This window comes from Hymenobacter ruricola (assembly GCF_015694525.1).
GTDB lineage: Bacteria > Bacteroidota > Bacteroidia > Cytophagales > Hymenobacteraceae > Hymenobacter > Hymenobacter ruricola.
On record NZ_JADQDM010000004.1, the window covers coordinates 62,887 to 80,747 of the forward strand.

Genomic DNA, 17,861 nt, shown 5'->3' on the forward strand with positions numbered 1-17,861 from the left:
TCGCTTTAGATAGATTCCCCTTTTTAACTTTTTAATCTTAAATTAATTCCGAGCCGTACTGCTCTTCCCGAAGCAGTGCCGGACAGTCCGGAATTTAGGCCGCAACGGTCGGCTCGTGCGGCCGTCCCCTCAACGGTTACGGATGGCCCGCATCATGTTGTTGAGGGCCGCCGCCGGGTAGGCCTTGCCCCTCGACACCACGGCGTCGATGTGGCGGATGTTGGCAATGTTTTCGAGCGGGTTGGCGGTCAGCAGCACCAGGTCGGCATCCTTGCCCACGGCAATGGCGGCCGTGCGCTCGGCCACGCCCATGAACTTGGCGCCGTTGACGGTGGCCGCCTGCAGGGCCTGCAGCGGCGTGAGGCCCGCCTGTACCAGCAGTATCACCTCGTCCTGCAGGGAAGCGCCGGGATAAACGAACGAGTTGAACGGCCCGCTGTCCGAGCCCGCCAGCAGCGTGATGCCCGCCGCCTGCATCTGCGGCACCAGGCTCGTGAACCGGGCGTCAAGCTTCTTGCTGAATTGCTGAGCCGCCAGCGGCTGCTGCTTGGCGTTGGCTAGCCGGCGCGCGTAGGTGGCCTGAATCTTCGGGTCGATGTAGGCGCGCAGGGTGTCGCGGGCGTGGTCGTTTTCGGGCAGCTCACTCAGCGTTTTGCCGATGTGGAGCGTGGGCACGGCGGCCGTGTGGTGCTTGGCCATCAGCTTGAAAATGCGGCTGGCGGCGGCCGGGCTGTAGGTGTCGTACACGGCCGGCAGCATGGCCGAAAGGCCCAGCGGCTTGGGCGTGTTCAGGCTGGCCCGCACCACGGCGGTGAGGCTGTCTTCCTTGCCGGAGCAGGCTTTCAGCACGTAGTACAAGTGCTCGGTGGCGTCCAGGCCGCGCTTCACGGCCTCGCCCAGCGTCACGGAGTAGGGCATGTGGCCGGTGGTTTTCAGGCCCCGCCGCTGGGCCAGCCGGATGGTGTTCAGGTAAGCCTCGCCGGAGATTTTGCTGTCGTAAATCTTCACGTAGTCCACCCGCAGGCGCTGCAACGAATCCAGCGCCTTGTTGATTTGGGCCGGCGTTTCCACCTCCAGCGAACCGGGCCAGTAGGCGCCGGGCCCGTCAATCTTGGGCCCCGAGGTGAAGATGCGCGGGCCGGCGTACTTGCCGGCGTCCATGTCCTGCCGCCACTGCAGCACGCTGGGCGTCAGGTCGCCGCCGGCGTCGCGCACGGTGGTCACGCCGTGGGCCAGGTACAGCGTCAGGCTCTTTTTGTTGGCTGCCACCAAGCTGTCGCCGCCCCGGAAGTGCACGTGCATATCCCAGAGGCCCGGAATGAGGTAGCGGCCGTTGCCGTTCACGTACTGCTTGGCGGCGTAGCTGTCTTTGTCGGCTACCTGCACTTCCACAATCTTGCCCCGCGAAATGGCCACCACCTGGTTGGGCAGCAGCTGGCCGGTGGCCACGTTCACGATGGTCACGTGGTTGATAACCACGTCGTAGATGGGCAGCTTGGTGGGCCGGCGGGCGCAGCCGGCCAGCAGCACGCCCAGGCTCAGGCCGAGCAAAACTCGATTCAAATTCATGCAGTAAGGCGGCGCACGGCCGGCGGCAAAGTTAGGCCGGCAGCCGCACCAGAAACTCGGTGAACTCGCCTTCCCGGGTTTCCACGGTCAGCGTGCCGGAATGGCCCTTCGTGATGATGTCGTGACTCAACGACAAGCCCAGCCCCGTGCCCTCGCCGGCCGACTTGGTGGTGAAAAACGGCTGGAACACCTGCGCCGCCACGTCTTCCGTCATCCCGGTGCCGTTGTCGCGCACCCGGATTTCCACCGCGCCGTCGGTGCGCTGGGTGCGCACGCTCACCGCGGGGTGGTAGGCAGGGTCGGTTTGCTGGCGGCTGCGCACGGCGTGCAGCGCGTTGGTAAACAGGTTCAGGAAGGCGCGGCCCAACTCCTCGGGCACGGCGGCCACCGGCCCCAGGTCGGGCGCAAACTGGGTGTCCCAGCGCACGGCTTCGGCGCCGGCGGGCGTGGGCGTGCCCAGCGTGGCCAGGCGCAGATTTTCGGCCAGCAGGGCGTTGAGGTCGGTGGGTTCGCGCTGGCCGGTGCCGGTGCGGGCGTGGGCCAGCATGTTGGTGATGATGGAGGACGCCCGCTGCCCGTGCTCGCTAATTTCGCGCAGGTTTTGCTTCAACCCGGCCATTATTTTCTGCTCCAGGCCGTCGGCGCCGGGCCGGGTGGGCTCCTGCTCCAGCAGCGCCTCGCTCACGGCCGCAAAATTCCGCATGAAGGCCAGCGGGTTTTGCAGCTCGTGGGCAATGCCGGCCGAGAGCTCGCCCACAAACGACCATTTTTCGGCCGCCACCAGCTGGGCCTGCATCGTGCGCAGCTCCGTCAGGGCCTCGTCGAGGGCGTTGCGCTGCGCTTCAATCTGGGCGTTGCGCTCGTTCAGCAGCCGGTTGGCGCGGCGCTGCTGGCGGTTGGAGCGCCACAGCAGCAGCGCAATCAGCAGGCAGAACCCCAGCGCGGCCAGCAAGGCCATGCGCTGGTAGCTAGCCGTTTGCAGCTCGTGGGCCTCGCGCTGGCGCAGCTGGCGCTGCTGCTCCGTGAACGCCAGCAGCTGAAGCTGCCGGTATTTCTCGGGCCCAAACAAACTGTCGCGGGCCGCCACGGCCAGGCGCTGGTAATGGTAGGCACTGTCCGGTTGCTGGCGGTCCTGGTAGAGGCGCGCCAGCAGGTTGCCGGCATCGAGCACGGTGATGCGGTACGAAACCCGCCGGGCTGTCTGGAGCGCCCGGCGGGCATACTGCAGGCTCGAATCGGGCTGGTGCAGGGTATTGAATAAGTCAGCCAGGCGGTACTGCGCCACCGCCTGGTTGCGCAGGTCATTGGTTTGAGCGGCCTCGCGCAGCGCGCGGCGGTAGTAGCCGAAGGCCTCCGGAAAGTGCCCCAGCCGGGCCTGCAGCAGGCCCATGTTGCGCAGGGCCAGTGCCTCGGCCAGCCGGGGGCGCGGGGTTTTGGCCATCAGGTCCTGGGCCTGACGCTGGCGCAGCAGGGCCGAGTCCAGCACGTTTAGCTGCTCGTAGCTGCTGCCCAGGTTGGTAAGCGCGCCCGCCACCCAGGCCGGCTGCCGCGTGCGCTCAAACAGGGCCCGAGCCTGCTCGTAGTAGCGAATGGCCTGCCGGTACTGGCGCAGGTCGAAGCTGATGTTGCCCAGAGCGTTGAGGCTGGCGGCTTCGCCTTCCAGGTCATGCGTTTTGCGGCTTATCTGCAGGGCAATGAGTTGGTTGGCGTAGGCTTTCGGCAGCTCGCCACGCTCGCGCAGCACCACGCCCATCATGCCCTGGGCGCGCCCCCGGCCTTTGTCAAACTCGAGGCGCTGCGCCAGTTGCCAGGCTTGCTGGGCCAGCGCCATCGCCGAATCGGGCCGGGAGGCGCGGAAGGAATACGCCAGCCTCAGCAGCGCCAGCACCCGGCCCGAATCGGCGGGGGTGCGCAGGTAGGCGCGCCGCAGGCTGTCGGTGGCGGGCGTCTGGGCCACCGTGAGCGGCAGCAGGCCCGCCAGCAGCGCCCCGGCGAGGAAAAAGCGCCGCAAGGCGGCGGGCAGCGGTAAGTAAGGGAGTCGGATACGAAAGAATCGAAAAGAACCAGACACTTGGCGGTGGAAAACCATTACGCATGCCGAACGTTTGTGGCGAGCGAAAAAGTCCCTTTTTTGTGCGGGTGCAATGAAGTTGAGGGCGTTCAGCGCCAGCGCACTCTGGCCGTGGCACCGCTGGCGTGCAGCCGGCCGGGCACGCTGGCCAATATCAGGTCGCGCAGGGCCGTGAGCAGCGTGGTGCGCACAAAACCGTGGTGCACCACCAGGCCCACCTCGCGCACGGGCGCCGGCTCGGCAAAGCGCTTGAGCAGCGGATTGTGGTCGACTTCGTCGAGCACGGCCAACTCGGGCACCAGCGTGTAGCCGTGCTGTCGGCGCACCAGCGCCATCAGCGTCTCAATGGAACCGCTCTCGTAAGTGACGGCGCCGGTGGGGGAAGTGGGGCCGCACAGGTTCAGCACCTGGTTGCGGAAGCAGTGGCCCTGCTGCATCAGCCACAGGCCGGGCTGTTTGAGGTCGGCGGGCTGCACGGTGGCCTGGGCGGCCAGCGGGTGCGTTTCGGAAGCCAGCAGCAGGAAGGGCTCGTCCAACAAAGGCAATTCGCGCAGTTGGCGGTCGTCGAGCGGCGTCACGAGCAGGCCCACGTCGAGCCGGTGGTCTTTGAGCTGCTGCATGATTTCCTCGGAGCGCAGCTCCTCTACCCGCACCCGCAAGTCGGGGTAAGCGGTGGTGAGGCCCACCAGGAAGCGCGGCACAAGGTAGGGCGCCAGCGTGGGGATGACGCCCAGGCGCAGGTCGCCCACCACTTCGCCTTTTTCCACCTGCACCAGCTCGCGCAGCAGCTGGGCTTCGCGCAGCACCAGCCGGGCCTGGGCAATGACCTTGGTGCCCACCGCCGTGGGCTCGGCGCCGCGCTGGGTGCGGTCAAACAGCAGCACGCCCAGCTCTTCCTCCAGCTTTTGCACCTGCACGCTCAGGGCGGGCTGGCTCACGCAGCTTTTGTCGGCGGCCAGGCCAAACTGGCGGTGCGTGTCCAGAGCCACCAGGTACGTGAGCTGTTGCAGGTTCATACTGTAAATATAACCTGGGATTATAAAATAAGAAAAAGTATTTGGTTTGATTATATAAATTGGCTAATCGAAACGCCGCAAGCAAAAAACGACGCCCCGGCAACCGGAGCGTCGTTAGTGACAATGCATTTATCAGCAGCTACAGCGGCTTCTTGCGCTCGGCCTGAAACTTCTTAAGCTGCGGCTCCACCACCTTTTTGTCGCCCACCACTACTATGGTCATGGCCTCGGGGCGGATGTACTTGCGGGCGGTTTCGCTCACCTGCTGCGGCGTCACGGCGTTGATGTTCTTGACCTGCTCGGTGAGGTAGGTGTCGGGCAGGCCGTGCAGGTCCAGGGTGTTGAGTTGGCCAATGATGCCGTCGGGCGTGGAGTTGCGCAGCACAAACATGCCGCCCTCGTAGTTCTGAATGCCCTTGAGCTCGTCGGCCGAGGGCGCTTCTTTCTGCAGGCGCTCCACTTCGTTCATGATTTCCTTGAGCGAGTTGCCGGTTTCGGAAGTCGTCACGTCGGCGGTTTCGGTCCAGGTGCCGGCCCGGTAGCGGGTGTTCAGGGAGCTGTACGGCGAATACGTGTAGCCCTTGTCCTCGCGGATGTTGCGCGTGATGCGCGAGCCGAACGAGCCGCCCAGCAGCGAGTTCATCACCCGCATCCGGATGTAGTCGGGGTGGCTGGGGTCCACCACGGGCAGGCCCACCACAATGGTCGACTGCGGCGCGTTGGGCCGGTCCTGGGTCAGCAGGTCGCCCCTGGTCAGCGGCTTGGCAATTTCAATCTTGGGCGCCGGGCCCTGCGGGAAACCGCTCCACGCCGCCGTGATGGCCTGGCGCAGGGCTGGCGCGTCGAAGCGCCCGGCCGCGTACACGCTGGTGCGCTGGGCGCCGTACTGGGCCTTGTAGAACGCCTGCACCTGCTCCAGCGTGAGGGCGTCAATCTGGGCGTCGGTGGGCAACCCGCGGCCGTAGGGGTGGTCGCCGTAAATGGCGTTCGAGAACTTCATGCGGGCCTGCGTGCCGGGCTGGGCCCGCGCCAGGGTCATCTGCCGCTTCATGTCGGCCTTGAGACGGGCCAGCTCGCTGGCCGGAAACGCCGGGTGCTGCACCACGTCGGCCATGATGGTGGCCAGCTCGGGCGCGTACTCGCTCAGGCACGAGGCGTACAGCGTGGTTTGGTCGAGCCCCACCGACAGGCTGAGCGAGCCGCCCATGCGGGCCACGCGCTGGGCCAGCTGGGCCGCCGTCATGGTGGCGGTGCCTTCCTGCATCAGCTTGCCCAGCAGGTCGGCCACGGCCACCTCGTTCGGGCCCTCGTGCACGTTGCCCACCTGCACGGCCACCATCAGGCTCACCTTCGGCACCTGGCCGAAGGGCACCAGCCGGGCCCGCAGGCCATTGTCGAGGGTGAAATCTTCCTTGGCGGGCAAGGCGAAATCGCGCGGCTGGCCGCCGGCCGGCGGGGCCTGTTTCGCCACGGCTGAAGCCTTGGCGGCCGCTACGGCCTTGGCCGCCCCTTTGGAGTAGATGACCGGCTTCGTGGCCGTTTGGGCTTTGGTGGTCGTTTTGGTTTTGGCGGGGGCCTTCTGGGCGTGGGCGCCCGGTGCGGCGGCACCCGCCAGGGCCGCGCTCAGCAGCCCGATAACTAGCTTGTTCATATAGCAGAAGTAAGAAAACTAGCTTTTGGCCAGCGGGTTGACGGTGATGATGGTGCGGTTGGTGGGCCGCAGGTACTCGCGGATGGTGCGCTGCATCAGCTCCGGCGTCACCTTGCGGAACTCGCCCTCTAGGCGGTTGATGCGGGCCGGGTCGTTGTCGAACATCGCGAACGAGGCCAGCAAATCGGCCCGCCCGAAGTTGTCGGAACCGCTCACTTGGTCGTAGAACGCGGAGCGGATTTTCACCATCGCCAAGTCCAGCGTGGCCTGGTCGATGCCCGTGCGGTTGAGCCGGTCAATTTCCTGGTCGAGCACGCGCACCACCGAGTCGGGCTGCACGGCGGGGTCAAACACGAGGTCGCCCATCCAGAGCATGGGGCCGTTGTAGTTGAACTGGTTGCCAAGGTAGTTGATGCCGCCGCTCACGTTGTCGGTGTAGCCGCGCTTCTGCACCAGGGCCTGGTAGAGGCGGCTGTCGTTGCCCTGCAGCAGAATCTGGTCGAGCATTATCATGGCGTAGTACTCCGGCGTGTTGCGCTCGGGCATGTGGTAGCCAAAGGCCAGCGCCGGCTTGGTGGCCAGCTTGTCGTCCTTGCTAAAGCGCTGCTCTTGTTCCTGGCGCGGCTCGGCAATGTCCGGCTTGGGCGGCTGCGGGGCGCTCGGGATGGCGGCGTAGTACTTCGCCACCCAGGCCTTGGCTTCGGCGGGGTCGAAGTCGCCCACCACGGCCAGCACGGCGTTGTTGGGGGCGTAGTAGGTTTTGAAAAACGACTTGGTATCGGCCAGATTGGCGGCGTCCAGGTCGCTCATGTCGCCGTAGAAATTGTGGGCGTTGTTCCAGTTCTTGTTGGCCTTCATGGGCATGTCAATCCACGGAAAGCCGCCGTAGGGCTGGTTGAGCACGTTCACGCGCACCTCGTTTTTCACCACGCCCTGCTGGTTGGTCAGGTTCACCTGGGTGATGGCCAGGCCGCGCATCCGGTCGGCCTCGGCCCACAGAATGGTTTCGAGCTTGTGGGCCGGCACCACCTCAAAGTAGTTGGTGAAATCGAAGCGCGTCGAGCCGTTCAGCGCCCCGCCATTCTTCTGAATCAGGCCAATAAACTCGTTCTTGCCCAGGTTCTGCGAGCCCTGAAACATCAGGTGCTCAAACAAATGCGCAAAGCCCGTGCGGTCGCGCGGCTCGGTGCGGAAGCCCACCCCGTAGTAGGCCGCCACGGTGGCCGTGGGCGCCGTGTGGTCGGGCGAAAGCACCACCTTCAGCCCGTTGGGCAGCGTGTAGTACTCCACCGGAATCTGGAAAGTGGGGCTGGCTGGGGCGGGCGGGGCCGCTGCCACGGGCGGCGCGGTCGCGGCCGCCGGGGCCGTCACTACCGAAGTCGCCTTCGGGCTGCACGCGCCCAGGGCCAACGCGGCCATCGGGGCCCAGCGCAGGCCCCGCGGCAAGGTAAACAACTGTCTCATAGGTAAAAGGTGTGAAGTGAGAAGAGAGTAAAAGTGGCTTTAAATTAGTAAATCTTAGCTCGCAGCCCAGCAAATGGCCCCGCGAGCCAGCAGAAGACCACGCAAATGAGGCAGATAACGCGCGCCCGTTGCACGGCGGGCAGCTTTTGCCGGGCGCCGCCCGACCTTTGCGCCGTGTTTGCCTTCTCCACGCTGCCGGCGTTGCTAGCCGGCCACCTCCTCCAGGCCCCCGCCGACCCGGCCGCCGACGTCCGCCACCTGCTGCTCGACAGCCGGCGCGTGGGCCTGCCCGCCGGCGCCCTGTTTTTCGCCCTGCGCGGCCCCAGCCACGACGGCCACCGCTACCTGCCGGCCCTCTACGCCCAGGGCGTGCGCCTCTTCGTCGTCGAAGCCGGCCAGGAACTGCCCGGCGGCCTTGCCGCCTACTCCGAAGCCGGCATCGTGGCCGTGCCCAGCCCGCTGGCGGCGCTGCAGGCCCTGGCCGCCGCCCACCGCGCCGCCTTCCGCGGCCCGGTGCTGGCCATCACCGGCTCCAATGGCAAAACCATTGTGAAGGAGTGGCTGGCCCAGCTGCTGAGCCCCGACGAAGACATCTGCCGCTCGCCGCGCTCTTACAACTCGCAAGTGGGCGTGCCGCTGAGTGTGTGGGAGTTGAACCCCGAACGGCACACGCTGGGCATCTTCGAGGCCGGCATTTCGGAAGTGGGCGAAATGGCCCGGCTGGCGGCTATCATCCGGCCCACCGAAGGCATTTTCACCAACCTCGGCACTGCCCACGACGCCGGCTTTGCCTCGCAGGAGCAAAAGCTGCTGGAGAAGCTGCAGCTGTTTCAGGGGCCGGGTTTTCGGCGCTTGTTCTATTGCGCCGACCAGCCCTTGGTGCAAGCCGCCGTCGCTCAGCTATGGTTGTTGGCTTTCAGCTGGACGCGCCGGGCCGACCAAGCGGCGGATGTGTTTTTTGCAGCCCAGCCCAGCGCCGAAGGCAGCACCTGCTGGCAAGCCCATTTTGCCGGCAACGAGCAAGTAGCCGAGTTCACTTTGCCTTTCGTCGATGAGCCCTCGGTAGAAAACGCGCTGCACTGCGTGTCCGTGCTGCTGCACCGCGGCCTGGAGCCGGCCGAAATCCAGCGCCGCCTGGCCCGCCTGCACCCCGTGGCCATGCGCCTGGAAATGAAGCTGGGCCGCCACGATTCCTACCTGCTCGACGACACCTATAATAATGATTTGGCTGGCTTGTCATTGGCCTTGAACGCCTTGGCCCGGCAGCCGCGGCCCGGACGGCGCACCCTCATCTTGAGCGACGTGCTGGAATCGAACCTCAGCAGCGAAGAGTTGTATGCCCAGGTAGCCGCCCTGCTTCCGGCGGCCGGCATCACGCGCCTCATCGGGATAGGAGAGGAAATAAGTCGGTTAAGAGTTAGAAGTGAAGAGTTAAGAGTTGAAAATTTGGGGACTAGAGCGACTGAGCCGTCATCCCAACTCTTAACTCTTCGCCCTCAGCTCTTAACTCAATTCTACCCCAGCACCGAGGCCTTCCTGGCTGCGCTCAACCCCGCCGACTTTGCCCGCGAAGTGGTGCTGGTGAAGGGCGCCCGCCGCTTCGGCTTCGAGCGCATCGTGGCCGCTCTGCAGGCCCAGCAGCACGGCACGGTGCTGGAAGTCAACCTCGATGCCCTCGGCCACAACCTGCAGCACTACCGGCGCCAGCTCCGGCCGGGCACCCGCCTCATGGTAATGGTGAAGGCCTTTGCCTACGGCGCAGGCTCCTACGAAGTGGCCAGCCTGCTCGAATTTCAGCGCGCCGACTACCTGGCCGTGGCCTACGCCGACGAAGGCATTGCCCTGCGCGAAGCCGGCATCAGCCTGCCCATCATGGTGATGAACCCGGCGCCGGATTCCTTCGCCACGCTGCGCCAGTATCGGCTGGAACCCGAGATATATTCTTTCGAGATGCTGGACGAGTACCTAGCGGCCTTCGGCTCGCTCGTCGCGGACGGCGCTCAGAGCCCGCCGCCGATTCCCAAAATCCACCTCAAGCTCGATACCGGCATGCGCCGCCTGGGCTTCGATGAAGCTGACCTGCCCGCGCTGCTCGCCCGCCTGCGCAGCCACGCCGCCCACCTGCCCGTGGCCAGCGTGATGACGCACCTGGCCGCCGCCGACGAAGCCGGGCACGACGACTTCACCCAAGAGCAGCTCGCCACGTTCCGCCGCATGGCCGCGGCCCTGGAAGCCGTGCTGGGCCATTCCGTGCTCAAGCACGCGCTGAATTCGGCCGGCATTCTGCGCTTTCCGGAGGCGCATTTCGACATGGTGCGCCTCGGCATCGGCCTTTACGGCGTGGACGCCAGCGGCCGCGACACCGATGCCCTGCGCCCCGTGAGTGAGCTGCGCACCACCATTTCCCAAATCAAAACCCTGCCCGCCGGCCACACCGTGGGCTACGGCCGCCGCGGCACCGCCGTTGCCACCGCGCGCCGCATCGCCACGCTGGCCATTGGCTACGCCGACGGCTACGACCGCCGCTTCGGCAACGGCGCGGGCGCGGTGCTCATCCGGGGGCAGCGGGCGCCGCTCGTGGGCTCGGTGTGCATGGACATGTGCATGGTCGACGTCACGCACATTCCCGACGCGCGGGCCGGCGACGTGGCGCTGGTGTTTGGCGAAGGCCTGCCGCTGCCGGAACTGGCCAGCCGCATCGGCACCATTGCCTACGAGTTGCTCACCAACGTGAGCGAGCGGGTGAAGCGCGTGTTTGTGAGCGAGTAAGCCCAGCCGCGGCGGCCCTACAGCTTCCGCAGCGTGCGCCGAATCTGGCGGTGAGCCGTCTTGAGGTAGTGCTTGGCTTGCTGCTTGCGCGACACCTTGATGACGTGGGGCGAAGTCAGTTTCACTGCGTCGTTCTGCTCCGTGACGGACAGCACCACCGGCACATCGGCGTAGCCCGCGTAGCTGACCGTGGCCGCCACCGGCCCGCTGGCCACCGGCACAGCCAGGCTGAACTCGCCGGCCGCGTTGGTGACGGTGGTTTGCTTGGAGCCGGTCAGGCGGACCACTGCACCGGGCAGGGCGCCGGCGGGGCTCTCCACCCGGCCGTAGATAACGCGGGTGGCCGGTGCGGCGGGCGCCACCACAGAAGTGTCACGCGGTGCGCTGGCTATGAAATCATTAAAGCTTGCGGCCGAGTTGGAAGCTGTAGAAGCGCCGGCATGGCTTTCGGCGGCAGCCAGGCCCAGCAATAAGGAGGCGAGTAGGGTAGAGGTAAGGCTCATGAAAGGGCGTGCGTAAAAGGTGGGTAGATGACCAACGAATGCTGCCCGATACGCCCCGCGCAAACCGTTGGTTTTGTGCGCTTCAGCTTAAAACTGTTCTGAACTCAACCTTAGTTGAACCTTGGAATTGCGTAAAATATTGGTGCCTAAGAATTACTGGTTGAAATTCTAAAGTCATTTTTATTTTCAATTTCTATATAATGCTATTGCCTGAAAAACAACGATTAAGCAGGTGAATTGCGATTGAGTTCGGCACCAAGAAAAAGCTTTTGTACTTGGCCGGAAGAGTGCGGATTCACAGTTTACAAAAGCTCGGCTTAATATTCTGCCTATAAATAATGTAGTATTTCTTATAACGCCCAATTTGCAGGTTGTCAGCTTAGAAAAAAATTTACAGTTGACAATCAGTAGATTAAATTTTCTCATAGTCTGGCTTTTGTATTAATGCTAGTTCGTATAGAACCGACTGTTTATCATTGTCCCATTATAGAACCTTATTTCCAATTTCTGGAAAGTCCTTTGATTGCATTTTAACTACTTTATGGTGCATTTTTCCAAAACAGCAATTTTATCTTTTTTCATGAGCGGTGCATTGGTGCCGCTCGTCCGGGCGCAATCGGCGCCGACAGCTACCACGGCCACGGCCACGGCGGAAATAACCGGCAGCGTGCAGGCAGAAAATGGCACGGCGCTGACCGGGGTCAACATAGTGGCCCTGCACTTGCCCACGGGCATTCGGCGCGTGGTCATCACCGACAACACCGGGGCGTTCGGACTGAAGATGCTGCTGCCCGGCGGGCCCTACGCGCTGCAGATTTCGCAGCCGGGTTTCCGGCCGCAGGTCATCAACAACGTGTTTTTGAGCGTTGACAAGCCCTCGACCCTGAAGCTGACGCTGGTGGCCGACGTGGTGGCCGTGGGCACGCGCCGCGTCGACCGCACGGCCCTGGAGTCGGTAGCGCCGGTGGATGTGATTGACATGCGCGAGCTGGCCCTCCTGGCGCCGCGCGTGGACAACACGCAGCTGCTCAACTACGTGGTGCCATCCTTTAACTCGGTGCGTGAAACCTCGGCCGACGGCGCCGACCACGTGGACGCCGCCACGCTGCGCGGCCTGGGCTCCGACCAGCTGCTGGTGCTCGTGAACGGCAAGCGCCGCCACACCTCGGCCCTCATCAACCTGCTGGGCAGCCGCCCCTACGGCAGCGCCACCACCGACCTGAACACCATTTCCTCTAACGCCCTGGACCGGGTGGAAATCCTGCGCGACGGCGCGGCGGCCCAGTACGGCTCCGACGCCATTGCGGGGGTGATGAACTTCAGCCTGAAAAATGACAACCACGGCGGCAACATCCTGGTGAACAACGGCATTCATCAGTCGGGCTTTGGCTACAACACCACCGTGAGCCTGAACAAGGGCCTGAAGCTGGGCGAAAAAGGCTTCCTGAACGTGACCGGCGAAGTGGACTACCGCGGCTACACCACCAGCCCCACTTACCAGCGCGACCTGACCTCTTGGCCCATCTATTCGCCCATCCGGGCGCAGGAAGATTCGTTTTTGCTGGCCAACCACAAAACCGAGAAGGACTACCGCCAGCGCAACGGCGACGCCATCATGCTGAACTACCGGGCGGTGTATAACGCGGGCATTGCGCTATCGGAGAAGGCGAAGCTTTATTCTTTCGGCACCTATAATTTCCGGCGCGGCCAGGCGGTGGCGCCGTGGGTGCTGCCCAGCGCCAACCCCGCCGACCTGGGCACCCGGCCCGGCTACGACCTGGGCTACCAGCCCAACATCAACACCCGCATCCACGACGGCGCCGCCGTGCTGGGCCTCGACCTGAAGCTGGGCCGCTGGGACCTGGACCTGAGCCAGAGCATCGGCACCAACCGCATGCGCTACGACCTGAGCAACACCCTGAACCCCTCTATGGGCGCGAACTCGCCCACGTCGTTCAACGCCGGCGGGCTGCAGTTTACGCAAGCCGTGACCAACGCCACGGTTAGCCGCCTGTTCGATAACGTGCTGGCAGGCACCAACGTGGCTTTCGGCGGCGAATTCCGCAACGACTTCTACGAAATCGTGGCCGGCGACGAAAACTCTTGGCAGGACTACCAGGCCGGCGCGCCCGGCGCTTCGGGGGGCTCGCAGGGCTTCATCGGCTTCGACCCCACTTCGGCCATCTCGGGCAGCCGCCAGAACGTGGCCGGCTTCCTCGACGTGGAAGCCGACATCGTGAAGCGCTGGACCGTGGGCGGCGCCGTGCGGTACGAAGACTATTCGGACTTTGGCTCGGCCTTCATCTACAAAGCCACCACCCGCGTGCAGGCGGCTAAGTGGCTGGCATTGCGCGCGGCCTACAACACCGGTTTCCGGGCGCCGTCGCAGCACCAGCAGCTGTACCGGCAGCTCACGCTGCTGCCCACGGCCAGCGGCACCACGTATTCGGGCATCTACAACAACCAGAGCGACATCGCCCAGGTGGCCGGCATCGGCAAGCTGAAGGCCGAAAACTCGCGCAACCTGAGCGCGGGCCTGGTGCTGACGCCCGCCAAAAACCTGGTGCTCACCGCCGACATCTACCAGATTGACATCGACGACCGTATTTCGCTGACCAATGAGTTCGGTGCTGGCATCTCGCCGCAGTTCGACGCCGCCCTCGACCGCGCCCAAACCACCAGCGTGCAGTTTTTTGCCAACGCCCTGAACACCCGCACCCGCGGCCTCGACCTGGTGGGCAGCTACAGCGCGCCGCTGGGCCGCGGCCAGCTGCGCTTTACGGCGGCGGCCAACTTCAACGAAACCACGCTGCGCAGCCTGAAGGTGCCCACCCTGTTCCAAGGCATTCAGAACGACGAAATTGCGGGCAACAACTTCATCGGCCAGCGCCAGCTCTCGCTCATCACCACGGGCAGCCCCAAGAGCAAAATCCTGGGCAGCGTGGGCTACGAGGGCGTGAAGCTGGGCCTCACAGCGCGCTACACCCGCTTCGGCGAAGTGGCTTCCTACGATTTCAACTTCGACGGGCTGGACGAAGGCGGCTACTACCTGGTGTTCAGCCCCAAGGCGGTTACCGACCTCATCCTGAGCTACAAAGTGACCAAGGGCCTGCTGCTGGCCGCTGGCGCGCAAAACCTGTTCAACGTGCGGCCCGACGACCTGCTGCAAGCCGCCAAAAACGGCCACGCTCCCGACGGCTTCGCCTCGATGGCCGACTACCAGGCCTACTATCTGAAAACGAACGGCACGCCCTCGACCACGCCCTACGACCACGACATCCTGCCCTACCACATGGTGCAGATGGGGACCAACGGCGCCTTTTTCTACCTGAAGGCTTCCTACAGCTTCGGCCAATAGGTTCGGCTTGATTAGCAAATTTTTAATTTCCAATTCCCATCCACTTTTACGCGTCCTCTATGTCCGAACCCATTACCCCCTCCTCCCGCATGGCCCGCACCGACCTGTTGCGCTCCCTGCAAAAGGCCTTCGGGCTGGCCGTGGCCGCCGAGCAGCCCGGCGCGCCGTCGGTGGCCGAGCTGATTGAGCAGGCCGAAGACCACAGCCGCCGCCGTTTCCTGTCCAACACCGCCAGGTTTGGCGTGCTGGCCGGCGCCACCGGCCTGCTGGCTGCCTGCGAAACCGTGGCCCCGGAGCCCGCCCCCGACCTCACCGCCTTCAACGCCGCCAATGCCCAGGGTGGCGCGGCCCGCGTGGTGATTGTGGGCGGCGGCATGGCTGGCCTCAACTGCGCCCTCAAGCTGCAGAAGGGTGGCATCACGGCCAGCATCTACGACGCCAATACCCGCACCGGCGGCCGCATTTTCACCGCCAAGAACCTGATGGGCTCCGGCCTCACCACCGAGCTGGGCGGCGAGTTCATCGACAGCGGCCACACGGACATGCTGAACCTGGTGCGCGAGTTTGGCCTGCCGCTCTACGACGTGGAATCGCCCAGCGAAACGGCGCTGGAGAAGGACACCTACTTCCTCAACGGCCGCCGCTACTCCCTGCAGGAGGTGATTCAGGCCTTCCGGCCCTACGCGGCCCGCGTCACCGACGACGTGCGGGCCATGCCCAATACCATCGTGTTCGACAATTACGGCGCGGCCGGTCCTTACGACCAGATGTCGATTTCGGGCTATTTCGACTCGATTGGCATGACGGGCATGATTCGGACCCTGCTCGAAGTGGCCTACGTGACCGAATACGGCCTCGAAGCCAACGAGCAGACCGCCATCAACTTCCTCTGGCTGTTCTCGCCCGACACCCGCAAGGGCACCTTTGACGTCTTCGGCGAAAGCGACGAGCGGTACAAAATTCAGGGCGGCAACCAGTTGCTGGTAGACGCCATGGCCCAGCGCCTGGCCGGCCAAATCACGCTGCAGCACAAGCTGGTGGCCCTGGCCAAGCCCGCCGACGAATACGTCCTCACCTTCCAGAAGCCTAGCGGCGCCACCGTGACCGTGACGGCCGACATCGTGGTGATGGCCATTCCGTTCAGCGTGCTGCGTCAGGTGAGCCTTAACCTGCCGCTGCCTTCCTGGAAAACGAATGCCATCAACAACCTCGGCTACGGCACCAATGCCAAGCTGCTGCTGGGTTTCAACAGCCGCCCCTGGCGCACCAACGGCTGCACCGGCTACCTCTTCACCGACCAGGCCGCGCAGGGCGGCTGGGACAGCAGCCAGCTGCAGCCCGGCACCGCCGGTGCCTACACCGTGTACGTGGGCGGCCAGGTGGGCGTGAGCATGGGCGCCGGTACGCCGCAGTCGCAGGTGAGCCGCTTCCTGCCCACCCTGAACGCCGCCTGGCCCGGCACCCAGGCCCAGTACAACGGCAAGGTGGAGCGCTTCCACTGGCCCAGCTTCCCGCTCACGCGCGGCAGCTACGCCTGCTACCGCCCCGGCCAATACACCACCATCGCCGGCGCCGAAGGCCGGCCGGTGGGCAACCTGTTCTTCGCCGGTGAGCATTGCAGCGCCTACTTCCAGGGCTTCATGAACGGCGCCGCCGAAACCGGCCGCGTCGCCGCCCAGGCCGTGCTGCAGGCCGCCACCACCAAAAAGGTGGCCTTGCTGTCGCGCTTCCGGCGCGTGCGGGAGCTGGTGTAAAGCAAAGCCTAGCCTTTGCGGCATAAAAAAAGCCTTCGTTTCTGGCAGGAAGCGAGGGCTTTTTTTATGCCGCAAAGGCTTCTTTAAAATGTTGGCAAGGTATTTATTTTGCTACTTTACAGTTGGCGCACCCTGGCTCTGATAACTTTGGCGCGCCATAGGCCTTTGGGGCGCTCTTTTTTAGTTATGAACATCAATACGTTTCGTGTCCTGCGTGTGCTGGGCGCAATTGCTATCTGCTTCGCGTTGGCCGCTCCGGCGTCGGCCCGGCCGGTACCCGGCCCGGTGGCCGTGGCCGACATTCCGCCGCTCGACGGCCTCTGGAAAGGCCCGCTGAAAGTGCCCGGCGGCCAGCTCGAAGTCATCTTCCGGTTTGTGAAGCTCACCGGCGGCGAATACTTCGCCACCCTCGACGTGCCGCTGCAAAAGGTAAGCCGCATGGCCGTGAAAACCGAGCTCAAAGGCGACACCGTGCGCCTCTTCGCCGAGGAAGCCGCCACCCGGTTCACCGGCCGCATCTCGGCCGACGGCAAGCAAATGGTGGGCACCTGGCAGTCGCCCGGCTTCAAAGTGCCCATGACGCTCACCTTCAGCGCCCTGCCGGCCCTGAACGACAAGAAGGCGCGCCTCACTCCGCCGTACCGTGAGGAGGAAGCCACCTTCAGCAACCTGGCCATCAACACGCGGCTGGGCGGCATGCTCACCATTCCGGCGGGTCCGGGCCCCTTCCCCGCCGTGGTGCTGCTGAGCGATGCCGGGCCCCACGACCGCGACGGCACCGTGGGCGACTTTGCCCCGCTGGGCCTGTTGGCCGACTACCTCACCCGCCGCGGCGTGGCCGTGCTGCGCTTCGACGACCGCGGCGTGGGCAAGTCGGGCGGCACACCCGCCATCACCACCGCCGACTTGGTGAGCGACGCCCAGGCCGGCCTGAACTACCTGCGCACCCGCCCCGAAATCGATTTGGCCCACCTCGGGCTGGTGGGCCACGGCGAAGGCGGCAACGTGGCCCTGCTGGCCGCCGCGCAGCCGCTGCCGCCCGCGTTTGTGGTGGCCTTGGCGCCCTACGGCCTGCCCGGCCGCGACATCGTGGTGCAGCAGCAGGCCACCACGCTGCGCACCCTCGGCACCGAAAACCCCCAGATTGAAGCCGCCACCAAGCGCCAACTGGCCATGCTGGAAATCATCCGGCAAACCACCGACAACGCTCAGGCGCAGGCCATTGTGGCCAACATGCTGAAGCAGAACAACGCCGCCATCGACAACGCCACGGCCCAGTCGAGCGCCGCCGAAATGACCTCGCCCCGCTACCGCTACTTCCTGGCTTTCAATCCCGTGGAAAAACTTTCGGCCGTGAACTGCCCGGTCCTGCTCCTCAACGGTACTTCTGACCTCACCATTAATGCCGACGCCAACCTGAACGCGCTGAAAAGCGGCCTGAGCAAAAACAAAGCCCTCACCATCAAAAAGCTGCAGGGCGTCAACCACCTCTTCCAGCCCGACCAGTCCAAGTGGCCCGTCATCAACGGACAGCCGCAGCCCAACTTCTCGCCCGAAGCCCAGGAAACCATCCGCGAGTGGATTGTGGAACAGACGAAAAAGTAGACCGCAGATTCTGCAGATTGAACGGATTTCACAGATTCAACCTCAATCGCCTATCAATTACTATCCTCGCTCCGCTCTCGGAGTTGACAACAAAAAAGGTC

General features: G+C 64.5%; 10 protein-coding genes. 4 read left to right on the forward strand and 6 right to left on the reverse strand.

Features of this window, described 5'->3' with window-relative positions; genetic code table 11:
- Window positions 1-129 precede the first annotated feature (129 nt).
- The 5 genes from I2H31_RS10295 to I2H31_RS10315 all read right to left on the reverse strand — a co-directional run bounded on the left by I2H31_RS10295 (window position 130) and on the right by I2H31_RS10315 (window position 7,771).
- Window positions 130-1,569, reverse strand: a complete 1,440-nt coding sequence (locus tag I2H31_RS10295; protein WP_196292955.1) for an amidohydrolase family protein — start codon at window positions 1,567-1,569, stop codon at window positions 130-132.
- Window positions 1,570-1,600: 31 nt separating this feature from the next.
- Window positions 1,601-3,580 carry a tetratricopeptide repeat protein gene (locus I2H31_RS10300; RefSeq protein ID WP_196292956.1) on the reverse strand — a complete coding sequence of 660 codons (1,980 nt, stop codon included), beginning with the start codon at window positions 3,578-3,580 and terminating at the stop codon, window positions 1,601-1,603.
- 149 nt (window positions 3,581-3,729) lie between these two features.
- Window positions 3,730-4,656 (reverse strand): hydrogen peroxide-inducible genes activator, encoded by a 927-nt coding sequence (locus tag I2H31_RS10305; protein ID WP_196292957.1) that lies wholly within the window; start codon window positions 4,654-4,656, stop codon window positions 3,730-3,732.
- 139 nt (window positions 4,657-4,795) lie between these two features.
- The gene (locus I2H31_RS10310) at window positions 4,796-6,307 is read right to left on the reverse strand and encodes a M16 family metallopeptidase (RefSeq protein ID WP_196292958.1); all 1,512 of its coding nucleotides are present in this window, start codon (window positions 6,305-6,307) and stop codon (window positions 4,796-4,798) included.
- An 18-nt stretch (window positions 6,308-6,325) separates the two neighbouring features.
- Entirely contained in the window at window positions 6,326-7,771 is a 1,446-nt protein-coding gene (locus tag I2H31_RS10315; RefSeq protein ID WP_230687666.1) for a M16 family metallopeptidase, read from the reverse strand.
- Between the two features lie 174 nt (window positions 7,772-7,945).
- On the opposite strand from I2H31_RS10315, the gene I2H31_RS10320 reads away from it, so the two are divergent.
- On the forward strand, window positions 7,946-10,540 hold the full coding sequence (locus tag I2H31_RS10320; protein WP_317192214.1) for a bifunctional UDP-N-acetylmuramoyl-tripeptide:D-alanyl-D-alanine ligase/alanine racemase: 2,595 nt from the start codon (window positions 7,946-7,948) through the stop codon (window positions 10,538-10,540).
- A gap of 17 nt (window positions 10,541-10,557) precedes the next feature.
- Here the strand turns inward: I2H31_RS10320 and I2H31_RS10325 are convergent, their stop codons facing one another.
- The gene (locus tag I2H31_RS10325) at window positions 10,558-11,043 is read right to left on the reverse strand and encodes a carboxypeptidase regulatory-like domain-containing protein (protein ID WP_196292960.1); all 486 of its coding nucleotides are present in this window, start codon (window positions 11,041-11,043) and stop codon (window positions 10,558-10,560) included.
- Between the two features lie 580 nt (window positions 11,044-11,623).
- On the opposite strand from I2H31_RS10325, the gene I2H31_RS10330 reads away from it, so the two are divergent.
- The 3 genes from I2H31_RS10330 to I2H31_RS10340 all read left to right on the forward strand — a co-directional run bounded on the left by I2H31_RS10330 (window position 11,624) and on the right by I2H31_RS10340 (window position 17,760).
- On the forward strand, window positions 11,624-14,401 hold the full coding sequence (locus tag I2H31_RS10330) for a TonB-dependent receptor (RefSeq protein ID WP_196292961.1): 2,778 nt from the start codon (window positions 11,624-11,626) through the stop codon (window positions 14,399-14,401).
- A 59-nt stretch (window positions 14,402-14,460) separates the two neighbouring features.
- Window positions 14,461-16,155: a flavin monoamine oxidase family protein gene (locus tag I2H31_RS10335; RefSeq protein ID WP_196292962.1), complete on the forward strand. Its 1,695-nt coding sequence runs from the start codon at window positions 14,461-14,463 to the stop codon at window positions 16,153-16,155.
- A 186-nt stretch (window positions 16,156-16,341) separates the two neighbouring features.
- Window positions 16,342-17,760 carry an alpha/beta hydrolase family protein gene (locus I2H31_RS10340; protein ID WP_196292963.1) on the forward strand — a complete coding sequence of 473 codons (1,419 nt, stop codon included), beginning with the start codon at window positions 16,342-16,344 and terminating at the stop codon, window positions 17,758-17,760.
- The last annotated feature ends 101 nt before the right edge of the window (window positions 17,761-17,861 follow it).

Bases quoted from the DNA above. Each gene is read 5' to 3' on its own strand.
- I2H31_RS10330 (WP_196292961.1), top strand. From the start codon at position 11,624: ATGAGCGGTGCATTGGTGCCGCTCGTCCGGGCGCAATCGGCGCCGACA.
- I2H31_RS10335 (WP_196292962.1), top strand. From the start codon at position 14,461: ATGTCCGAACCCATTACCCCCTCCTCCCGCATGGCCCGCACCGACCTG.
- I2H31_RS10340 (WP_196292963.1), top strand. From the start codon at position 16,342: ATGAACATCAATACGTTTCGTGTCCTGCGTGTGCTGGGCGCAATTGCT.
- I2H31_RS10305 (WP_196292957.1), bottom strand. From the start codon at position 4,656: ATGAACCTGCAACAGCTCACGTACCTGGTGGCTCTGGACACGCACCGC.
- I2H31_RS10310 (WP_196292958.1), bottom strand. From the start codon at position 6,307: ATGAACAAGCTAGTTATCGGGCTGCTGAGCGCGGCCCTGGCGGGTGCC.
- I2H31_RS10295 (WP_196292955.1), bottom strand. From the start codon at position 1,569: ATGAATTTGAATCGAGTTTTGCTCGGCCTGAGCCTGGGCGTGCTGCTG.
- I2H31_RS10325 (WP_196292960.1), bottom strand. From the start codon at position 11,043: ATGAGCCTTACCTCTACCCTACTCGCCTCCTTATTGCTGGGCCTGGCT.
- I2H31_RS10315 (WP_230687666.1), bottom strand. From the start codon at position 7,771: ATGAGACAGTTGTTTACCTTGCCGCGGGGCCTGCGCTGGGCCCCGATG.